Below are 18,560 nucleotides of genomic sequence, written 5' to 3'. Positions count from 1 at the left end.
TCATCCCCCTCAGGCGACGATGTGGAAACCCGCGTCGGCATAGACCACGGAGCCGGTGAGCGGCGCCCCGGCCTCGCTCACCAGGAAGGCCGCCACCTTGCCGATCTGCTCTGTGGACACGAGATGGTTCGCCGGGGTGCGGGCGCGCACCTTGTCCAGCAATTCGTCGAAGCGCTCGATGCCGGAGGCGGCGCGGGTCTGCACCGGGCCGGTGGAGAGGGCATGGACGCGGATGCCCGCCGCCGCGAGATCGGCCGCCAGATAGCGCACGGTGGATTCCAGCGCCGCCTTCACCGGGCCCATGAGATTGTAATTGTCCACCACCCGCTCGCTGCCGAAGAAGCTCACGGTCTGCAGCGAACCGCCGCTCTTCATCAGCGGCAACGCCAGCTTCGCCATGCGGATGAACGAATGGCAGGACACGTCCATGGCCATGGCGAAGCCCTCCGCGGAGCAGTTCACAAGGCCGGTGTGGAGGTCCTCGCGCGGGGCGAAGGCGATGGAATGGAACACGAAATCCAGGCTGCCCCATTGCTGCTCGATGGTGGCGAACACCGCTTCCAGCTGGCCGGGAATGCGCACGTCGCACGGCACGATGATGGAGGCCTCCAAGCTCTCCGCCAGGGGCCGCACATAAGGCACGGCCTTCTCGTTGAGATAGGTCACGGCCAGTTCCGCCCCGGCGCCATGGAACGCGCGCGCGCAGCCGTGGGCGATGCTCTCGGCATTGGCGATACCGACCACGAGGCCGCGCTTCCCGGTGAGATCGACGATGGGGCTCATCGCGCCGGCTCCAGATGCTGGATGATGCTGACCGCCTCATCGGCGATCACCTGCTCCTCGTCGGTGGGGATGACGAAGACCTGAACCTTGCTGTCCGGTGCGGAAATCAGCGCCGCGTTGGCGGCATTGGCTTCTTCGTCGAGCTTCATGCCGAGCCATCCGAGGCGCGCCGCCACGGCGCTGCGAATCTCGCCCTGGTGCTCGCCGATGCCGGCGGTGAAGACGAACCCGTCCAGCCCACCCAGCGTGTTGGCGAGCGCCACCGTCTCCCGCGCGATGCGGAAGGTGAAGAGTTCGAGCGCCTCGCGCGCCTCCTCCGCGTGGGAGGCCAGCAGCGCCCGGCTATCGGCGCTGATGCCGGAGACGCCCAGCAGGCCCGAGCGGTGGTAGAGGATGTCCTCCACCTCTTCCAGCGAGCGCTTTTCCTCCTTCAGCATGTGGATCACCACGCCCGGATCGAGCGCGCCGCAGCGGGTGGACATGGGAATGCCGTCCAGGGTGGAAAAGCCCATGGAAGTATCGCGGCTGATGCCGCCGGAAAGCGCGCACAGGCTGGCGCCGCTGCCGAGATGCGCCACAACCACGCGCCCGCCGCAGGTGGGATCGTGCTTTGCCAGCTGGCCGGCGATGTATTTGTAGGACAGGCCGTGGAAGCCATAGCGCTTGACGCCGGCGGTGAACATCTCGCGCGGCAGGGCGAAGCGGCGCACCACATCCGCCTGGGTCCGGTGGAAGGCGGTGTCGAAGGAGGCGACCTGCGGCAGGTCCGGCCGCAGGTGATGCAGCGCCTTGATGATGCGCACGCTCTGCGGCTGGTGCAGCGGGGCGAGCGGCGTGAGGCTCTCGATGCCCTTGAAGGTCTCGTGGTCGATCAGCGCCGGGCCGCCGAAGCGGTCGCCGCCATGCACCACCCGGTGGCCCACAGCCGTGAGGTCGGCGACGCCGAAATGCGCCACCAGCCAGCGCAGCGTGTCGTCGATCACCTCGCGCAAATCCTCGGTGACGGCGGAGGTCAGGCGAATGTCGCGCGCCTCCCCGCCTTCACTGACGCTGAGCACCAGCGGGCTGCGGCGCAGGTCGATGAGGCCCCGCCCGATCCGGCGCGCATGGTCGCCCTCCACCGCGAACAGGCCCATCTTCAAGGTGGAGGAGCCGGGGTTGAAGGTCAGGAGAATATGATCGCTCACAGCGTTACCCCATCGAGCTTGGGCTGGCCGGCGACGGAAAGCTTGGCCAGGGCCACCGAGGCGAGCCGGACCTTCAGCGCATCCGAGCGGCTGGTGAGGATGATCGGCACGCGCGCCCCAAGCACCAGCCCGGCCGCATCGGCGCCGGCGAGATAGATCAATTGCTTGGCCAGCATGTTGCCGGCCTCCAGATTCGGCACCAGCAGGATGTCCGGCTTTCCCGCCACCGGCGAGACGATCTGCTTGATGTGCGCGGCATCGAGGCTGATGGCATTGTCGAACGCGAGCGGCCCGTCCACCTTGGCACCGGTGATCTGGCCGCGCGCCGCCATGACGGTGAGCGCCGCCGCGTCGATGGTGGCCGGCATGTCCGGGTTCACCGTCTCCACCGCCGCGAGCACCGCCACCAGCGGCTCGGCGATGCCGAGGCGGTGCAGCAGGTCGATGGCGTTCTGGCAGATGTCGCGCTTCTGCTCCAGGGTCGGGGCAATGTTGATGGCGGCATCGGTGACGATCAGCGGCTTGGGATAGGACGGCACGTCGAGGGCGTAAACGTGGCTGATGCGCCGCTCGGTGCGCAGGCCGGAGGCGGCCGCGACCACCGCGCCGAGCAGTTCGTCGGTGTGCAGGCTGCCCTTCATGAGTGCCGCGCATTCGCCGGAAGCGGCCAGCGCCGCCCCGCGCACGGCGGCGGCATGGCTGTGCTCCACCGCCTCGATGCGCAGGCCCGCGAGCGAGATGCCCGCCTTCTCCGCGATCGCGCGGATCTTATGCTCCGGGCCGATCAGGATCGGCTCGATCAGCCCTTCGTCGCGCGCCTCGATGGCGGCCTGCAGCGCCTCGATGCTGCAGGGATGGACCACGCCCACGCGCATGGTGGGCAGGGCGCGGGCCCGCTGGACGAATTCGGAATACCGCTCGCCCCCGCGCAGCAGCACCTCGGGCACCGCGATGCGCGGCAGGGCGAGCTTTTCGGCAGGGGCGATCACGGTCGCGGTGCCGGTCAGCACGTCGACGCCGGTCTGGTTGATGCAGCGCGTGTCAAACAGGACGATGCGCTTCTCCGCCTTCTTCTCCAGCACCGTGACGGTGGCGGTGATGGTGTCGCCGGGGGCCACGGGCTTCCTGAAATGCAGATCCTGGGACAGGTAGATGGTGCCCGGCCCCGGCAGCTCCGTGCCGAGCAGGGTCGAGATCAGCCCGCCGGTCCACATGCCGTGGATCACCACGTGGCCGAAGATGTCGGTGGCCGCATAGGCCTTGTCGAGATGGGCCGGATTGACGTCGCCGGAGACGGCGGCGAACAGCTCGATGTCCTCATTCTTCACCACCCGCGTCAGCGAGGCGGAATCGCCCACGTTCAATTCGTCGAACGTGCGGTTCAGCAGCAAAGGCGCGTTCATGTTCGCTTCTCACGCTTGCAGGACGTAGGTGCCCGGAGCGTCCTCGAGCGCGGGATAGCCCGCCCCCGGTGCGCCCATGGGTGGGGGGGAGACGAGGCCGGGGGAGGAGCGCTGCGCCAGCCAGCCCTGCCAGGCCGGCCACCAGGAGCCGGGCTGCACGGGCGTTCCCGCGAACCATTCGTCAGGCCCCAGGCAAGGGTCCATGGCGCCCTTCTCGCGCAGGCGGAACTGGCGATGCGGATGGCCCGGCTCGCTGACGATGCCGGCATTGTGCCCGCCGCTGGTCAGCACGAAGGTGACGTCGGTGTCGGTGAGATAGTGGATCTTATAGACCGAGCGCCACGGGGCGATGTGGTCGCGCTCGGTGCCCACGGTGAAGATCGGCACGCGGATGTCCTGGATCGCGATCGGATGGCCGTTCACCACATAGCGGCCGGAGGCGAGATCGTTGTTCAGGAACAGCTTGCGCAGATAGTCCGAATGCATCTTGTACGGCATGCGGGTGGCGTCCGCGTTCCAGGCCATCAAATCGTTCATGGGGTAGCGCTCGCCCATGAGATAATCGTGCACCATGCGCGACCAGACCAGATCATTGGACTTCAGCAGCTGGAACGCGCCGGCCATCTGGCTCGAATCCAGATAGCCGCGGTCCCACATCATGTCCTCCAGCAGGCTCACCTGGCTGTGGTCGATGAACAGTTCCAGCTCGCCCGGCTCGGTGAAATCGGTCTGGGCCGCGAACAGGGTCATGGAGGCGAGGCGCGTGTCCTTGGCATCCGTCATCGCCGCCGCGGCGACCGTGAGCAGCGTGCCGCCGAGGCAATAGCCCACGCCGTGCACCTTCTCGCCCGGCACCACCGCGTTGATGGCGTCCAGTGACGCCGCGACGCCCAGGCGCCGGTAATCCTCGAAGCTGAGGTCTCGATCCTCCGCTGTCACGTTGCGCCAGGAGATGGCGAACACCGTGTGCCCCTGCCCCACCAGATAGCGAATCAGCGAATTGTTGGGGGACAGGTCGAGGATGTAATATTTCATGATCCAGGCGGGCACGATCAGCACCGGCTCGCGATACACGCCCGGCGTGGACGGGCTGTATTGGATCAGCTCGACCAGGCGGTTGCGGTAGATCACCTTGCCCGGCGTCGCGGCGACGTCGCGTCCCACCTTGAAGGCCTCCACGCCGACCGGCGGCTTGTGGGCGCGCTTGCGGGCGAGGTCTTCCATCAGGTTCTTGGCGCCGGCCACGTAGTTCGCGCCACCGCTCGCCACCGTTTTCCGCGCCACCTCCGGATTGGCGAACGGCAGGTTCGCGGGCGAAGCCATGTCGAGCAGCTGACGGACGGTGAAGGAGACCACGTCCTGGTGGTGGGGCGCCACGCCGGGCACGTCGCTGGTCGCCTCCTGCCACCATTGCTGGGTGCGCAGGAAGCCTTCGCGCCAGATGGAATAGGGCCAGCGGTTCCAGCCCTCGGCGCGGAAGCGCTCGTCGCCGGTGATCGGGCCGGCCGCCTCGAACGTGGTCGGCGCGGCGGGATTGAGCATATGGGCGGCGAATTCGCGCGCGCCGAACATGGCCTTCAGCGCCAGTTCCGTGCGCTTGCCCGGTGCGGACGCCATGTGCAGCGCCCAATCGGTAAAGGCCAGCGTCAGGGCCGCCGGCGAGAGGCCGCCTGTCATCTCCGCCACGGCGGCGCCGAACCGCCGGTCGAACAAGCGCAGCCCCTCATGATCGACGCCCGCAGGCAGGGCGGGCAGCTCGATCGGCATTTCATGGACGGGCGGGCGCGCAGCGGGCGCAGCCACCGGCTGCGGCGCCGGGCCCGGCGCGTGCGTGTCGCTGACGAGTTTCAGGACCGTCTCTGCCATTTTCGTGCGCCTTCGATGGTTCAGCCGAACGATAGCACCTCGCCCGCGCCGCGGGGGGCATTCCTGGAAGCCGGTGATGCAGGCCCCGGGCCGCGGGGGATGGCTCCGAAAGACCGTTCCCGTGTCACGCGGCCCGCGCCTCGCCGGATGGCTTAAACGCGGGAGCGGACCCCTGGCCGGCCGACCCTTCGGAGCCGCGCGCAACCTAGCGGCGACGCGTGCACCGCAACAGCCTCGGAAACTACGTAAGCACGCATGACATGCCGACTAAGTATCTGTCCATGCAGGAAAGCCGGTCCGCCCGGCGGTCACGCAAGGGGAGGCGGGGCGGCGCCGCCACCGCGGCGCGAAGCGGAAATATCAGTTGCAATGGCCAGGTCGCAGACGCGGATGGACCGCCAGGGAACTTGGCCGTAGTTTTGAACTTGATACCTCTTGGCGGCGTGACACACGGATGTGCAAAAATGCGTCGATACACACGTCGCAGACCGGCGCCGCTTCCCTCCACCGTTGCGTCTGCCGGCGAAATTTGCGCGCGTCATAGAACGGCGGGCGCGGCCGGAGCACCGCCTTCCCACGCGAGGCCCGGCTGGGCCGAGCCTCAGACCCCAGGAGCTGTCAGATGAGTGAGATGAAGTCCCAGGCCCCCAAAGCCAAGAAGGCGAAGGTCGAGCCCAAGACCACGGGCAAGCTCGACGCCGCCAAGTCACGCGTCACGGCCGCGCTGCAGACGCGCAGCAATTATTCCTCCAACGCGGTGCAGGATATCGCCGGCGCCCTCAACGCCCTGCTGGCCGACGTGTTCGTGCTCTATCTCAAGACCAAGAACTTCCATTGGCACATGTCCGGCGCGCATTTCCGCGATTATCACCTGCTGCTGGACGAGCAGAGCGACCAGATCTTCGCCATGACCGACCCGATCGCCGAGCGCGTGCGCAAGATCGGCGGCATCACCATCAAGTCCATCGGCCAGATCGCCCGCCAACAGCGCCTGCTGGACAATGACGCCGAATACGTCACCCCGCAGGACATGCTGAGCGAACTGCGCGACGACAATGTGCAGCTCGTCGCCTCCATGCGCGAGGTCCACGATCTGTGCGACGAGAATCAGGATGTCGCCACCGCCAGCCTGCTGGAAAACTGGATCGACGAGACCGAGCGCCGCGCCTGGTTCCTGTTCGAGACCACCCGCCGCGAAGCCTGATCCGCACGTCCCCAAACCGCCGAGGGCGGGCACTCCCCGCCCTCGGCCGCACCGCCGCCACTTGCCGCGCCTGTTGCCGCGCGCCTCTTGCCTCCCGCCACTTGCCGCATCCACGCCGGGGACATCCCATGAAGCCCAGCTTGCCCGCGATTCTCAGCCTGAACGGCGGCTATGTGGATACGGCCGGCTTCCTCGCGCTCCAGGGGCTGTTCACCGCCCATGTCACGGGCAACTTCGTCACCTTCGGCGCCGCCATGGTGCATGGCACCTCCGGCGCCTGGGCAAAGCTGCTGGCGCTGCCGGTCTTCTGCATCGTGGTGATGCTGGTGCGGCTGCTGGGCTACGCGCTCGCCGCGCGCGGCCTGCCGCAGATGCGCACCCTGCTCGGCCTGAAGTTCGCCCTGCTGACGGCTGCCGGCATCATGGCGGTGTGCTTCGGCCCGTTCGCCGATTCCGATGCCTGGCGCGCTTTGCTCACGGGCATGACCCTGGTGACCGCCATGGCGATTCAGAACGCCATCCACCGCATCCATCTTGGCAGCGCGCCGCCCACCACGCTGATGACCGGCACCACCACCCAGGTGATGATCGACCTCGTGGACCTGGCGCGCGGCCTGCCGGCGGACCAGGCGGCGAGCGTGCGCGGCCGGCTCGGGCGCATGTCGGGCGCGGTCGCCGCCTTCGCGCTCGGCTGCGGCCTCGCGGCCCTGCTGTATGTGTTGGTCGGCATGTGGTGCTTCCTGGTGCCGCCGCTGCTCGCGCTGTGCGCCGCCTATGCCGGGGAAGAGGCCGGCGTCCCGGCGAGCGCGAAATAGGCTCCAGCCCCGGCCGCGCATTCCCCCGCTTGAGATGAGCGGGGCCGCGCCCTAGGGTCGGGCCGCGCGGCCAGGGAGCAAGGATGGACCGGATCGATGCCATGCGGGTGTTCGTCGCCGCGCTCGACGAAGGCAGCCTTGCCGGAGCCGGGCGCCGGCTCGGCCATTCCCCGGCGGCCGTCACCCGCGCCATCGCCTTCCTGGAGGCCCATGTGGGGGTGCAGTTGCTCCACCGCACCACGCGCTCGCTGCGCCTGAGCGAAGCGGGCGAACGCTATGCCGCCGCCTGCCGGCGCATGCTCACCGACCTAGAGGAAGCCGACATGCTGGCCGCCGGCGAGCGGGCGGCGCCGCGCGGCACCCTCACGCTCACCGCGCCCCTGGTGAGCGGCGCCAAGGTGCTGCGCCCCATTCTGGATGCCTTCCTCGACGCGCAGCCGGCGGTCCGCGCCCGTCTCCTGCTGCTCGACCGGCCGGTAAACCTGGTGGACGAGGGCATCGACGTCGCCCTGCGCATCGCTCACCTGCCGGATTCCAGCCTCATCGCGGTGCGGATCGGCGAGGTGCGCCGCGTGGTCTGCGCCGCGCCCGCCTATCTGGACGGCCGCCCGGCGATCACGCGGCCGGCGGATCTCGCCGCCCACCGCTGCATCGCCATGACCAGTTTCGGCCAGGAGTCCTGGACCTTCGCCGGCGCCGGCGGGGCGGCCGGGCAGACCGTGCAGATCGCCCCGCGCATGATCGTCAACAGCGTGGAGGCCGCCACCGGCTCGGCGCTGGAGGGGCACGGCGTGACGCGGGCGTTCTCCTACCAGGTGGCGGAGCACGTGCGCGCGGGCCGGCTCTCCATCCTGCTGGCGCAGCACGAGCCGCCGCCGCTGCCGGTCCACCTCCTCACGCCCGAGGGCCGCCTCCTGGTGCCCAAGGTGCGGACGTTCGTGGATTTTGCCGTGCCGCGCCTGAAGGCGGCCTTCGGGCAACTCGCCCTTCCGGCCTGAGCCTATCCGCGCCGCGCGAGCTGGGACACGGCGGGGGAGCCGGCGCTCTGTGGGGTATTCACCAGCGCGCTTACGGCGCGGGCATAATCGAGCACAAGGCCGGGGGTCCACGCCATGGCTGCCGCGCGATGGCGCAGCATGCCGGCCACCCACAGCTCCACGCTGAAAATCAGCTGCAGGACGAACAGGAACGAGCGCGCCCGCTCCTCGAACACGCCGTCGAGCCCGGCATCCAGCGCCTTCGCCACGACGCTGGAGCAATTGCGATTGGTGAGATTGTAGGTGGTGTCGAGGCGATAGTGCGCCCAGAACGTCCGCACCGCCGTGGTGTTGAGACCCAAGAGGCGCACCTCGGAGGTGGACGGGCACCAGTCGGCGCTTTCCTCGGCGTAGCTCGGCTGGAACACGCCCGGCGCGTCGTTTTCCTCGGTGGCGCGCAACACGCGGGAGAAATCGCTCGGCGAGCGTTCGATCTCATGCCCCGGATAATGGCTGATATAGACGTCGGGCGGCAGTTCCAGCGCCGCATGGCCGGTGGAAATGATGCCCTTCTCGTCGCGCGCGGCGATATAGCGGCTGACGCCGTGATTGAGCGAAACCATATGGCCGGTGGGCGTCCACACATGGACGATCACCACGTCGCGCTCCGCTTCCTCGGCCCGCTCGTCCTGCGGCGCGGCGCCGGAACGCAGCGCCTTGCTCCAGTCCATGCGCGGCCAGCCGCGGCTGAGGACGGCCGAGATCGGCATGTCCTCCGGCAGGTGGCGGATGCGCAAAGCGAGCGCGCAGATGCCGAAGCCGGAGACCATGAGCAATTGCCCCACGTCCGCGCCCACTTCCGCCTGCCATTGGGTGGGCCAGGGCACCAGCGACCACACGCCGAGCAGGAATTCCACGCCGGCGCCGAGCAGCGACATGCGCCAGCCGGAAAAGCGCACGACATATCCGCTCACGGCGCGCAGGGTCGCGTCGGTGATGAGGAAGCCGCCGACGATGAAGCCGATGATCATGTCGCTGTGCCAGGGCGAGTCGATGATCAGCAGGCCGATCACCAGGAACACCAGTCCCTTGGCGAGCCGCAGCGGCCGCGCCCCGCCGATATGGCCGAAGAAGAAGAAGACCGAGAGCAGGCCGTCCACCAGCAGGGGAATGGCGAACACGGTCGGAGGAATGCGGATCTCGTCGATGAAGGCGTCGGCGAAAAACAGCATCCCCAGCAGGAGCCAGAATGCGCCCGCGAGCGCCAGCACCCACCAGCGCCGCCGCAGCAGCCGGGCGCCAAGAAGCAGAAGAAAGAGCTGGATCAAGGAACCGGGCTCCGATCACGCAAGGCCGGGATGTCTGGATGCTTTATTTCAAGCTTCGTGCGCGCTGTCGAGGGCAAATGCCGTCGGAAGATACCTCCGAAGACCTTTCTGCCGCGATCCGCGCCGACGGCCTGGTTCCGCTTAAGCTATTTGCGGGGCAGAGAATCTTTCGCCCCCTGGTGCCATCCTGTCCAGGCTCGCGTTATGGTAGGCATGTGCATGAAGCGAGGTTCGATGTTCCGCTGTCTTTCGTCCCCGCGACCGCCGCATGCCGGTGTTGAAAATGCCCGGCGGCGCCTGGTGGACGTGGCGCTTCCCTCAGGGCGGATGGCCGAGCACCCGGGCGCGGGTGTCGGCGCATGAGACCGGGTCCCTATTCCGAACGCGCGCTCATTCTCTGTCCGGACGAACGGGAAGGCATGCTGGCGGCGCGATTGCTGGCCGACGCCCAGATGCCGCGCACCCTCTGCCTTGATCTGCCGGCCCTGGTGATCGAACTGGCGGGCGGCGCCGGCCTCGCGCTGATCGCCGATCAGGCGCTGGTGGATACCGATCTCTCCGCGCTGCGCGACTGGATCGCCAATCAGCCGTCCTGGTCGGATTTCCCCTTCATCATCCTGACCGACCGCGCGGAAACCGATCGCAATCCGCTTACCGTCCATCTGTCCGACATCCTGGGCAACGTCTCGTTCGTGGAGCGGCCGTTCCAGGCGACCTCGCTGCTCAGCCTCGCGCGCACGGCCGTGCGCGGGCGGCGGCGCCAGTATGAGGCGCGCGCGCGGATCGAGGAGCTGCGCGACGGCCAGGAGCAATTGCGCTTCGCCCAGGAAGCCGGCCGCATCGGCACGTTCGAGCTGATGGCGGAAACCGGCACGGTCAACGTCTCGGAGACGTTCTGCCGCCTCTGGGGGCTGGACGTGCGCAGCACCTTCGCGCTGAGCGATCTCTACGAAGTTGTGGTCCCGGAGGACCGTCCCCGCCTCAAGACCCTTGGCACGGCGCTTCCAGGCGACGCGCTGGCCTATACCGAATATCGCATCCGCCGCCCCGACACCGGCGAAGTGCGCTGGATCGCGCGGCAGGGCGAGCCGGTTTCCGACACCGCCACGGGCGCGCGGCGCTATTTCGGCGTCACCTACGACATCACCGCCCAGAAGCGCGCCGAGGCCGACCTGCGCGAGAGCAGGGACCAGCTCGCCAATGAAAGCGAAGTGCTGGAACTGCTCAACCGCACCACCAGCGCCCTTGCCGCCGAACTCGACCCCGACAAGGTGGTGAAGCAGGTGGTGGAAGCCGGCGTCGCGCTCACGCAGGCCGCCTACGGCGCCTTTTTCTACAAAGCGCGCGGCGCGGCGGATGACAGCTTCACGCTGGTGTCCTTGGCCGGCGCCGATGCGGCCGCCTTCACGAGCCTCGGCGCGCCGCGCATCACGCGCATGTTCGAGCCCACCTTCCGGGGGCTCAGCGTCGTGCGCTCCGCCGACATCGCCACCGATCCCCGCTATGGCGCCAACGCGCCCCATCTCGGCCTGCCGGCGGGCCATCTGCCGGTGCGCTCCTATCTGGCGGTGCCGGTGGTGTCCCGCTCCGGCGACGGCGTCGGCGCGCTGCTGTTCGGCCATCCCGAGCCGGACATGTTCAGCGCCCGCTCCGAGCGGGTGATGTCCGGCCTCGCCGCCCAGGCCGCGATCGCCATCGACAATGCCAATCTGTTCAAGAGCGTCCAGGCCGCGCGTGAGACCCTGGAGCAGCGGGTGGAGGAGCGCACCCGCGAGCGCGACCGCATGTGGCGCCTCTCCGGCGACCTGCTCAACGTGTTCGACGCCGAGGGCCGGCTGATCGCCGTCAACCGCGCCTGGACCAGCGTGCTCGGCTGGAGCGAGGCGGAATTGCTGTCTTCCCGCGTGCCGGACCTCGTCCATCCCGAGGATGCCGACGCCGCGCGCGAGAAGATCGCGCTTCTGGATGGCGGCACGGCGACGCTGCGCTATGAAAACCGCTATCGCACCCGTGAGGGAGGATACCGCCGCATCGCCTGGACCGCCTCGCCGGAAGCCGGGCTGTTCTACGCCATCGGCCGCGACATCACCGAGCAGCGCGAGATGGAAGAGCAGCTGCGCCAATCCCAGAAGATGGAAGCCGTGGGCCAGCTTACCGGCGGCATCGCGCATGATTTCAACAATCTGCTCCAAGGCATCACCGGATCGCTGGACATCGTGCAGCGGCGCATCGCCCAGGGCCGCATGGGCGAGCTGGAGCGCTTCATCTCCGGCGCCATGACCTCCGCCAACCGGGCTGCCGCCCTCACCCATCGCCTGCTGGCCTTCTCGCGCCGCCAGCCGCTCGACCCCAAGCCGGTGAAAGCCAATCCGCTGGTCGCGTCCATGGAAGACCTGCTGCGCCGTACCCTCGGCGAGCGGATCGCGCTCGAACTCGTGCTGGCGGGCGGCCTGTGGCAGACCCTGTGCGACCCCAACCAGCTTGAAAACGCCATCCTCAATTTGTGCATCAACGCCCGCGACGCGATGATCGACGGCGGGCGGCTGACCATCGAGACCTGCAACGCCCATCTGGACGGCGCCTATGCTGCGAGCGTGCGCGACGTGCGGCCGGGGCAATATATCTGCATCTGCGTCACCGATACCGGCGCCGGCATGTCGAAGGAGGTGATGAGCCGGGCCTTCGATCCGTTCTTCACCACCAAGCCCATCGGCCAGGGCACCGGGCTCGGCCTCTCCATGATCTACGGCTTCGCCCGCCAGTCGGAAGGCTACGCCAAGATCTATAGCGAGGAGGGCAAGGGCACGACGGTGAAGCTCTATCTGCCGCGCTACCGGGGCGACCGGGCGACGGCGGACGAGGAAATCGAAACGCCGGCGGTCCTACCCCGCCCCGAGCAGGACGAGACGGTTCTGGTGGTGGAGGACGAGCCGGTGGTGCGCGGCCTCATCGTCGAGGTGCTGCACGAGCTCGGCTATCACGCCATGGAGGCGGGCGACGGGCCGGAGGGCCTGAAAATCCTGCAATCGGACGCGCGCATCGACCTGTTGGTGACCGACATCGGCCTGCCCGGCCTCAACGGCCGGCAAATCGCTGATGCCGCACGGGTGGTGCGACCGGACCTGCGGGTGCTGTTCATGACCGGCTATGCCGAGAACGCCGCCATGGCCAACGGCTTCCTGGAGCCCGGCATGGAGATGATCACCAAGCCCTTCCCCCTGGATGCGCTGGCCCTGCGCCTGCGGGAGATGATGGAGCGCAGCGAGCCGTTCTAGCCGGCAGCGCATCACGCCGCCCCGCCGCGCGGACCGAGCCACAGCCGGGTGCCTCGAGTGACCCGTTTGCGGCGCCGCGCGGTTGTGTTTCCCAACCGTGAGCGTGATACTACCGCCCGGAGAGAATCTGCGCATGAAGCGCGGAAGGATGACGGGCGAAACAGCGTGACACGGGTACGGGGAGCAAGCGCATGGCTGCGTCCGGGGTTCGCCCTGGCGATGGCCTATGTGTTCGTGCTCCAGACGGTGCTGGCGCTGAGCCTGTTCACCGCCCACACCACCCGCGCCGCGCTCGCCGCCGATCCCGCGCAGATCCTGTGCCTTGCCAGCCATGAGTCCGGCGACGACACGGGCGGCGAGCATCCCACCTCCGGCAAGACCGTGCCGGTCGCGTCCTGCGCCCTCTGCGCCTTCGCCGGCGCCGGCTTCGATGCCCCGCCCGCGGCCGAGTTCGTGCCGCTGGACCGCGCGTTCATGCGCGTCACCACTGCGTCGGAGCGGGCATTTGCGGTGCGCAGCCCGGCGCCCACCCCTCGCCTCTCCCAGGGACCGCCCAGGACCGCGTGATCCGAACCGGCTTCGCGCCGTTCCGCACGTTCATTCCTGGAGTGTCCCATGTCCCGCCTGTTCCGCGCGGCCTGCGCCGCAGCGATGCTTGCCGCATCGTGCACGGCCGTCCTCGGCCAAACCATCGATCTGCCGGAAGTCACCGTAAACACCGACCAGAAAGCCGCTTCCGACGTTCCGCCCGTCAAGGAGCGGTTCCAGCTTCCCCAGACCAGCGCCAGCGTCACCGCCCAGCAAGTGGAGCAGACGATCAACATCGTCGATACCGAGGACGCGGTGAAATACCTGCCCAGCCTGTTCGTGCGAAAGCGCAACAATGGCGACACCCAGCCGGTGCTGGCCACCCGCACCTGGGGCCTGAATTCCTCCGCCCGCAGCCTCGTCTATGCGGACGATCTGCTGCTCTCGGCGCTGATCGCCAACAATAATTCCATCGGCGCGCCGCGCTGGGGCCTCGTGACCCCGGACGAGATCGAGCGCGTGGATTTCCTCTACGGCCCGTTCGCCGCCGCCTATCCCGGCAATTCCATCGGCGGGGTGCTGCTGATCACCACCAAGATGCCCGAGAAATTCGAGGCCAGCCTCAAGCAGACCGAGGCGCTCCAGACCTTCAGCCGCTACGATACCAACGGCACCTACCGCACCGACCAGACCAACCTCTCCACCGGCAACAAGAACGAGAATTTCTCCTTCCTCATCACCGGCAACTACCAGAACAGCTACAGCCAGCCGCTGGCCTGGATCACCACGCCGGGCGTGCCGGCCAACACCACGGGGCTGATCCCGCAGCTTAACAAGACCGGACAGGTGGCGAACGTCGCCGGCGCGGGCGGGCTGTTGCACACCGAGATGACAAATCTCAACGGCAAGTTCGCGTGGGACATCACGCCCTGGCTGCAGGCGAAATACATGATCGGCCTGTGGGCGAACGACGGGGACTCCACCGTCCAGACTTATCTGCGCACGCTCGGCGGCGTGCCCACCTTCGGCGGCATCGCGGGCTTCGCCAATTCCAACTACACCATCAACCAGCAGCACCTCGCCAACGCCTTCACGCTGAAAAGCGACACCGGCGGCCTGTTTGATTTCGACCTCGCGCTCTCGCGCTATGATTATCTCGAAGACATCCAGCGCAGCCCCTATGGCGTGACTTCCACCGGGCCGTTCTTCACCACCAATGGCAAGATCGCCCGGCTCGACGGCACCAATTGGATGAACGGCGACGCGAAATTCATCTGGCGGCCGAACGAGGCCCATGAGGTGAGCTTCGGCCTCCACGCCGACCGCTATTATCTCAACAACCCCACCTATGCCTCGACGATCTGGAATTCCGGCCCAGATGCCACGTCGAAAATGTACACCGACAGCATCGGCGCCACGAGCACCTCGGCGCTTTGGGGACAGGATGCCTGGCGCTTCGCCCCCGATTTCAAGTTGACGCTGGGCGGGCGGCTGGAGAATTGGCAGGCGACCCAGGGCTTCAACCTCGCCACCACCGCCAATTCCGCGGGGACCATCACCGGCACCACCGCCACCTTCCAGCCGGAACAGGACGCGACGCGCTTCTCGCCCAAGGCCTCGCTGAGCTGGGCGCCGCAGGACTGGCGGGTGACCGCTTCGTTCGGGCAGGCCTATCGCTTCCCGACCGTCACCGAACTCTACCAGATCGTGCAGACCGGCTCGGTCTATGCGATCCCCAATCCCAATCTCGCGCCGGAGAACGCGCTGAGCGAGGAACTCGCCATCGAGCGCAGCTTCGACGGCGGCAAGATCCGCGTGTCCGTGTTCAACGAGCATGTGGACGACGCGCTGATCCAGCAGACCGCGTTCCTGGCCAATTATCCCGTGCCGGTGAACTACGTCACCAACGTGCAGGCGATCCGCAACACCGGCATCGAGATTGCTGCCTCGAAGAAAGACGTGTTCATCGCCGGCCTGGAGATGTTCGGCAGCGTGACCTATGTGGATTCGCGCATTCTCGCCGATCCCACCTGGGCCAGCGCGACCGGCACCAGCGTCGTGGGCAAGCACGTGCCCTATGTGCCGGATTGGCGCGCCACCATCGGCGCCACCTATACGCCGGATCAATATTGGGCCTACACCATCGCCGCGCGCTACAGCGGCAAGCAATATTCGACGCTGGACAACACCGACATCATTCCCAACGTCTATGGCGCCTTCGACAAATTCTTCGTCGTGGACGTAAAGGCCCGCTACAAATTCAACGAGCAGGCCTCCATCAGCCTCGGCATCGACAATATCGGCAACGAATCCTACACGCTGTTCCACCCCTTCCCGCAGCGCACCTTCATCGCAGATGCGAAGATCACGTTCTGACGAGCGGGCGGAAGGGCACACGCGGGCAGAAGAGCACACGCGGGCGGAAGGTCATTTTGCCTTCCGCCCGGCGGCTTCCCCCGCCTCCAGGCGCTTGATCGCCGGGGCGAGCGGCTTTGCGGCGGTCTCATAGTCCGCCCAGGGCCGCCGCTCCTCCAGCGAAGCGGGCGCGGTGCGGACGGTGAAGCGTTTCGGATCAAGGCCGGCCTTCACTTCCTCCCACTTCAAAGGCATGGAGACGGTGGCGCCGGGCCGCGCGCGCGGCGAGAGCGGCGCCACCGCCGTCGCCATGCGGTCGTTGCGCAGATAGTCGAGGAAGATGCGGCCGGTGCGCAGCTTCTTCGCCATGTTCACCACATAGAGGTCCGGCGCGTCGCGGGCCATGCGCGCGCACACTTCGCGCGCGAACGCCTTGGCTTGCGCCCAGTCCGGTCCGCCGGATTTCGGCGCCGCGAGCGGCACCACTACATGTAGGCCCTTGCCGCCCGTGGTCTTGCAGAAGGGTGCAAGGCCGAGCGCATCCAAAGCCTCCCGCAGCTCCAGGGCTGCCGCGACCACGGCGGAAAACGCCACGTCCGGCCCGGGGTCGAGATCGAACACCAGCCGCCCCGGCACCTCCGGCCGCCGCACGGCGCAGTTCCAGGGATGCAGTTCCAGCCCCGCCACCTGCGCCACGGCGGCAAGGCCTTCCACGCGATCGATCTGAAGATAGGGGCTGCGGTCGCCGGAAACGGTGACGAGGTTCAAGAGGTTCGACGTGCCTTTCATGGCGTGCCGCTGGAAGAAAGTTTCCGCGTCGATGCCGTCGGGCGCCCGGACGATAGAGCACGGCCGGCCCTGGATGTGCGGCAGCATCCAGGCGCCGACGGCCTCGAAATAACGGGCGAGATCGAGCTTGGTCACGGGCACGCCATCGCCCGCGTCGGGCCAGAGCGGCTTTGCGGGATTGGAGAGCAGCACGCCCATCACCTTCGGCTTGCCGGACGGCGCGGGCGCAGGGGCCGGCGGCGGAGCAGGGTCCTCCGCCGCCCCGGCGCGGGCGGCTTTCGCTTTGCCCGGCGCCGGCTGGGACATCTGCGCCGTGTCCACCGGGGCGGGGCGCTCGGCCTCCACCTCGGCCGCCGGCTTGTCCTCGCGCAATGCCTTGAAGGCCGCCTGCCGCACCATGCCGGAGGTGGTCCAGCCGGCGAATTCCACTTCCGCCACCAGTTCGGGCCGGGTCCAGTGCACCCCCGCCTCCTTGCGCGGCGCGTTGGCGCCGGTGAAGGGCGAGGCTTTCGTCTCCACGGCCTCAAGGCGCGGCAGCAAGGTCTTCACCTTGGCGGCGCCATAACCCGTGCCGACGCGGCCGAGATAGACGAAATGGTCCCCGCGATGCACGCCGACCAGGAGCGATCTGAAAGCCCCGTTGGTGGTGGACCAGCCGCCGATCACCACCTCGTGGCCGGCGCGGCACTTGGCCTTGGTCCAGGCGCCGCTGCGGCCCGAGGCATAAGGGGCATCGAGGCGCTTGGAGACGATCCCCTCTAGATCGAGCTGGCAGGCGGAGCGCAGCACCGCATCGCCGCTATTGTCGAGATGCTCCACATAGCGCAGGCGCGGGTTTTCCCCCTGCGCTTCCAACAGGGCTTGGAGGCGCTCCTTGCGGGTTTCCAGCGGCAGGGCGCGCAGATCCTCCCCGCCCTCGAACAGCAGGTCGAAGGCGAAATAGACGAGGTCCTGCGTCCGTCCTTCCGAGAGCGCCACCTGGAGCGCGGGAAAATCCGGCGCGCCATGGGCATTCAGCGCCACCACCTCGCCATCGATCAGCGCATCGGGAAGGGCCCCCGCCGCCGCGGCGATGGCCGAGAAGCGCGCGGTCCAATCAAGGCCGGTGCGGGTGCGCAGCGCCGCCTTTCCGCCCTCCACACGCAACTGGATGCGGTAGCCGTCGAGCTTGATCTCGTGCACCCACCCCTTGCCGGAGGGCGGGCGCTCCAGGGACGTGCACAATTGCGGCGGGACGAATTCCGGCATCGCGGCGGGCGCGGGAACGGCGCGTTTGCGCGCCGCCGCTTTCGCCGGCGCCGCCACCGGCTTGGACCGCACCACGGTGGCATCGGCGGCGCCCGCGCCCTTGGCCTTGGCCGCGCGTGCATCGGCGGCGAGGCCGGCGCGGGAATCCCACACCGCATCGGCCGCCACCTTGCCGCCGCGCGCCGTCATGAAAGGGGTGGGCGCGGGCCCCTCGCCGGCGGCGATCTCTTCCATGCTGCGGCCGGAGGCAACCGAGCGGTCCTGCTTCAGCAGGGCATCCTTGTCGCCGGGATGGGCGTCGTCGTCGCGATGCTTGATAAGCAGCCAATTGGTGCGCTTGCCACCGGTGCGGTCGGCCTTCATGCGCACCAGAACATAGCTACCGTGGAGCTTTTCCCCATGAAGGGTGAATTTCAGATCGCCCTTGGCCAGGGCATCCTCAGCGGAAAGATCGCCTTCCACCTCCCAGGTGCCGCGATCCCACAGCATCACCGTGCCGCCGCCATATTGGCCCTTGGGAATGGTGCCTTCGAAATCGCCATAATCGAGCGGATGGTCCTCCACCTCGACCGCGAGACGCTTGTCCGCGGGATCGAGGGAGGGACCGCGCGTGACCGCCCAGGATTTGAACACCCCATCCAGTTCCAGGCGGAAATCATAATGCAGGCGCGTCGCGTCGTGCTTCTGCACCACGAACCGCAATGCGTTCGCCGGCGCCACGGCGTGCGCGCCGCTCGGCTCGGCGGTCTGCTTGAAATCCCGCTTGGCGCGATAGCTGGAGAGCTTGTTCATCGGGGCCACG

At 68.0% G+C, this 18,560-nt stretch carries 12 protein-coding genes; 6 read left to right on the top strand and 6 right to left on the bottom strand.

Features of this window, described 5'->3' with window-relative positions; all coding sequences use genetic code 11:
• Positions 1-9 precede the first annotated feature (9 nt).
• Genes fabI through V5F68_RS00750 form a run of 4 tightly spaced genes read right to left on the bottom strand, consistent with a single transcriptional unit; the run spans position 10 to position 4,915 of the window.
• Complete coding sequence (gene fabI, locus V5F68_RS00765; RefSeq protein ID WP_394012647.1) at positions 10-783, bottom strand: enoyl-ACP reductase FabI; 774 nt, start codon at positions 781-783, stop codon at positions 10-12.
• A complete protein-coding gene (locus V5F68_RS00760) occupies positions 780-1,970 on the bottom strand; it encodes an acetate/propionate family kinase (protein WP_394012648.1) in 1,191 nt (396 codons plus the stop codon). The genes fabI and V5F68_RS00760 overlap by 4 nt, the downstream gene beginning before the upstream one ends.
• Entirely contained in the window at positions 1,967-3,373 is a 1,407-nt protein-coding gene (locus V5F68_RS00755; protein WP_394012649.1) for a bifunctional enoyl-CoA hydratase/phosphate acetyltransferase, read from the bottom strand. Before V5F68_RS00755 ends, V5F68_RS00760 begins: the two co-directional genes overlap by 4 nt.
• 9 nt (positions 3,374-3,382) lie before the next feature.
• Entirely contained in the window at positions 3,383-4,915 is a 1,533-nt protein-coding gene (locus tag V5F68_RS00750) for an alpha/beta fold hydrolase (protein WP_509274724.1), read from the bottom strand.
• 955 nt (positions 4,916-5,870) lie between these two features.
• On the opposite strand from V5F68_RS00750, the gene V5F68_RS00745 reads away from it, so the two are divergent.
• The 3 genes from V5F68_RS00745 (at position 5,871) to V5F68_RS00735 (ending at position 8,256) form a co-directional block, all read left to right on the top strand.
• Entirely contained in the window at positions 5,871-6,443 is a 573-nt protein-coding gene (locus V5F68_RS00745) for a Dps family protein (protein ID WP_394013039.1), read from the top strand.
• A 128-nt stretch (positions 6,444-6,571) separates the two neighbouring features.
• A complete protein-coding gene (locus V5F68_RS00740) occupies positions 6,572-7,258 on the top strand; it encodes a YoaK family protein (protein WP_394012650.1) in 687 nt (228 codons plus the stop codon).
• Between the two features lie 83 nt (positions 7,259-7,341).
• Entirely contained in the window at positions 7,342-8,256 is a 915-nt protein-coding gene (locus V5F68_RS00735; protein WP_394012651.1) for a LysR family transcriptional regulator, read from the top strand.
• 2 nt (positions 8,257-8,258) lie between these two features.
• Here V5F68_RS00735 and V5F68_RS00730 read toward each other — a convergent pair whose 3' ends face one another.
• Positions 8,259-9,563, bottom strand: coding sequence for an HdeD family acid-resistance protein (locus tag V5F68_RS00730; protein WP_394012652.1), 1,305 nt, complete (start codon positions 9,561-9,563; stop codon positions 8,259-8,261).
• Positions 9,564-9,922: 359 nt separating this feature from the next.
• Between V5F68_RS00730 and V5F68_RS00725 the strand changes: the two genes are divergently transcribed.
• The 3 genes from V5F68_RS00725 (at position 9,923) to V5F68_RS00715 (ending at position 15,742) form a co-directional block, all read left to right on the top strand.
• Positions 9,923-12,838, top strand: coding sequence for a GAF domain-containing hybrid sensor histidine kinase/response regulator (locus tag V5F68_RS00725; protein WP_394012653.1), 2,916 nt, complete (start codon positions 9,923-9,925; stop codon positions 12,836-12,838).
• Positions 12,839-13,003: 165 nt separating this feature from the next.
• Positions 13,004-13,405 (top strand): DUF2946 family protein, encoded by a 402-nt coding sequence (locus V5F68_RS00720; RefSeq protein ID WP_394012654.1) that lies wholly within the window; start codon positions 13,004-13,006, stop codon positions 13,403-13,405.
• Positions 13,406-13,453: 48 nt separating this feature from the next.
• Positions 13,454-15,742 carry a TonB-dependent receptor gene (locus tag V5F68_RS00715; protein ID WP_394012655.1) on the top strand — a complete coding sequence of 763 codons (2,289 nt, stop codon included), beginning with the start codon at positions 13,454-13,456 and terminating at the stop codon, positions 15,740-15,742.
• A 51-nt stretch (positions 15,743-15,793) separates the two neighbouring features.
• Here the strand turns inward: V5F68_RS00715 and ligD are convergent, their stop codons facing one another.
• The gene (gene ligD, locus V5F68_RS00710) at positions 15,794-18,550 is read right to left on the bottom strand and encodes a DNA ligase D (RefSeq protein ID WP_394013040.1); all 2,757 of its coding nucleotides are present in this window, start codon (positions 18,548-18,550) and stop codon (positions 15,794-15,796) included.
• Between the last annotated feature and the right edge of the window lie 10 nt (positions 18,551-18,560).

Origin of the sequence: Roseixanthobacter pseudopolyaromaticivorans, assembly GCF_043195145.2 — a bacterium.
Taxonomy (GTDB): Bacteria; Pseudomonadota; Alphaproteobacteria; order Rhizobiales; family Xanthobacteraceae; genus NCEH01.
Note: the sequence above shows the minus strand (reverse complement) of the source record. Positions and strands in the feature narration are given on the sequence as shown.

Excerpts from the sequence above, each read along its gene's own strand:
- fabI (WP_394012647.1), bottom strand. The coding sequence starts at position 783 with ATGAGCCCCATCGTCGATCTCACCGGGAAGCGCGGCCTCGTGGTCGGT.
- V5F68_RS00755 (WP_394012649.1), bottom strand. The coding sequence starts at position 3,373 with ATGAACGCGCCTTTGCTGCTGAACCGCACGTTCGACGAATTGAACGTG.
- V5F68_RS00750 (WP_509274724.1), bottom strand. The coding sequence starts at position 4,915 with ATGCTCAATCCCGCCGCGCCGACCACGTTCGAGGCGGCCGGCCCGATC.
- V5F68_RS00745 (WP_394013039.1), top strand. The coding sequence starts at position 5,871 with ATGAAGTCCCAGGCCCCCAAAGCCAAGAAGGCGAAGGTCGAGCCCAAG.
- V5F68_RS00740 (WP_394012650.1), top strand. The coding sequence starts at position 6,572 with ATGAAGCCCAGCTTGCCCGCGATTCTCAGCCTGAACGGCGGCTATGTG.
- V5F68_RS00735 (WP_394012651.1), top strand. The coding sequence starts at position 7,342 with ATGGACCGGATCGATGCCATGCGGGTGTTCGTCGCCGCGCTCGACGAA.
- V5F68_RS00725 (WP_394012653.1), top strand. The coding sequence starts at position 9,923 with ATGAGACCGGGTCCCTATTCCGAACGCGCGCTCATTCTCTGTCCGGAC.
- V5F68_RS00715 (WP_394012655.1), top strand. The coding sequence starts at position 13,454 with ATGTCCCGCCTGTTCCGCGCGGCCTGCGCCGCAGCGATGCTTGCCGCA.
- ligD (WP_394013040.1), bottom strand. The coding sequence starts at position 18,550 with ATGAACAAGCTCTCCAGCTATCGCGCCAAGCGGGATTTCAAGCAGACC.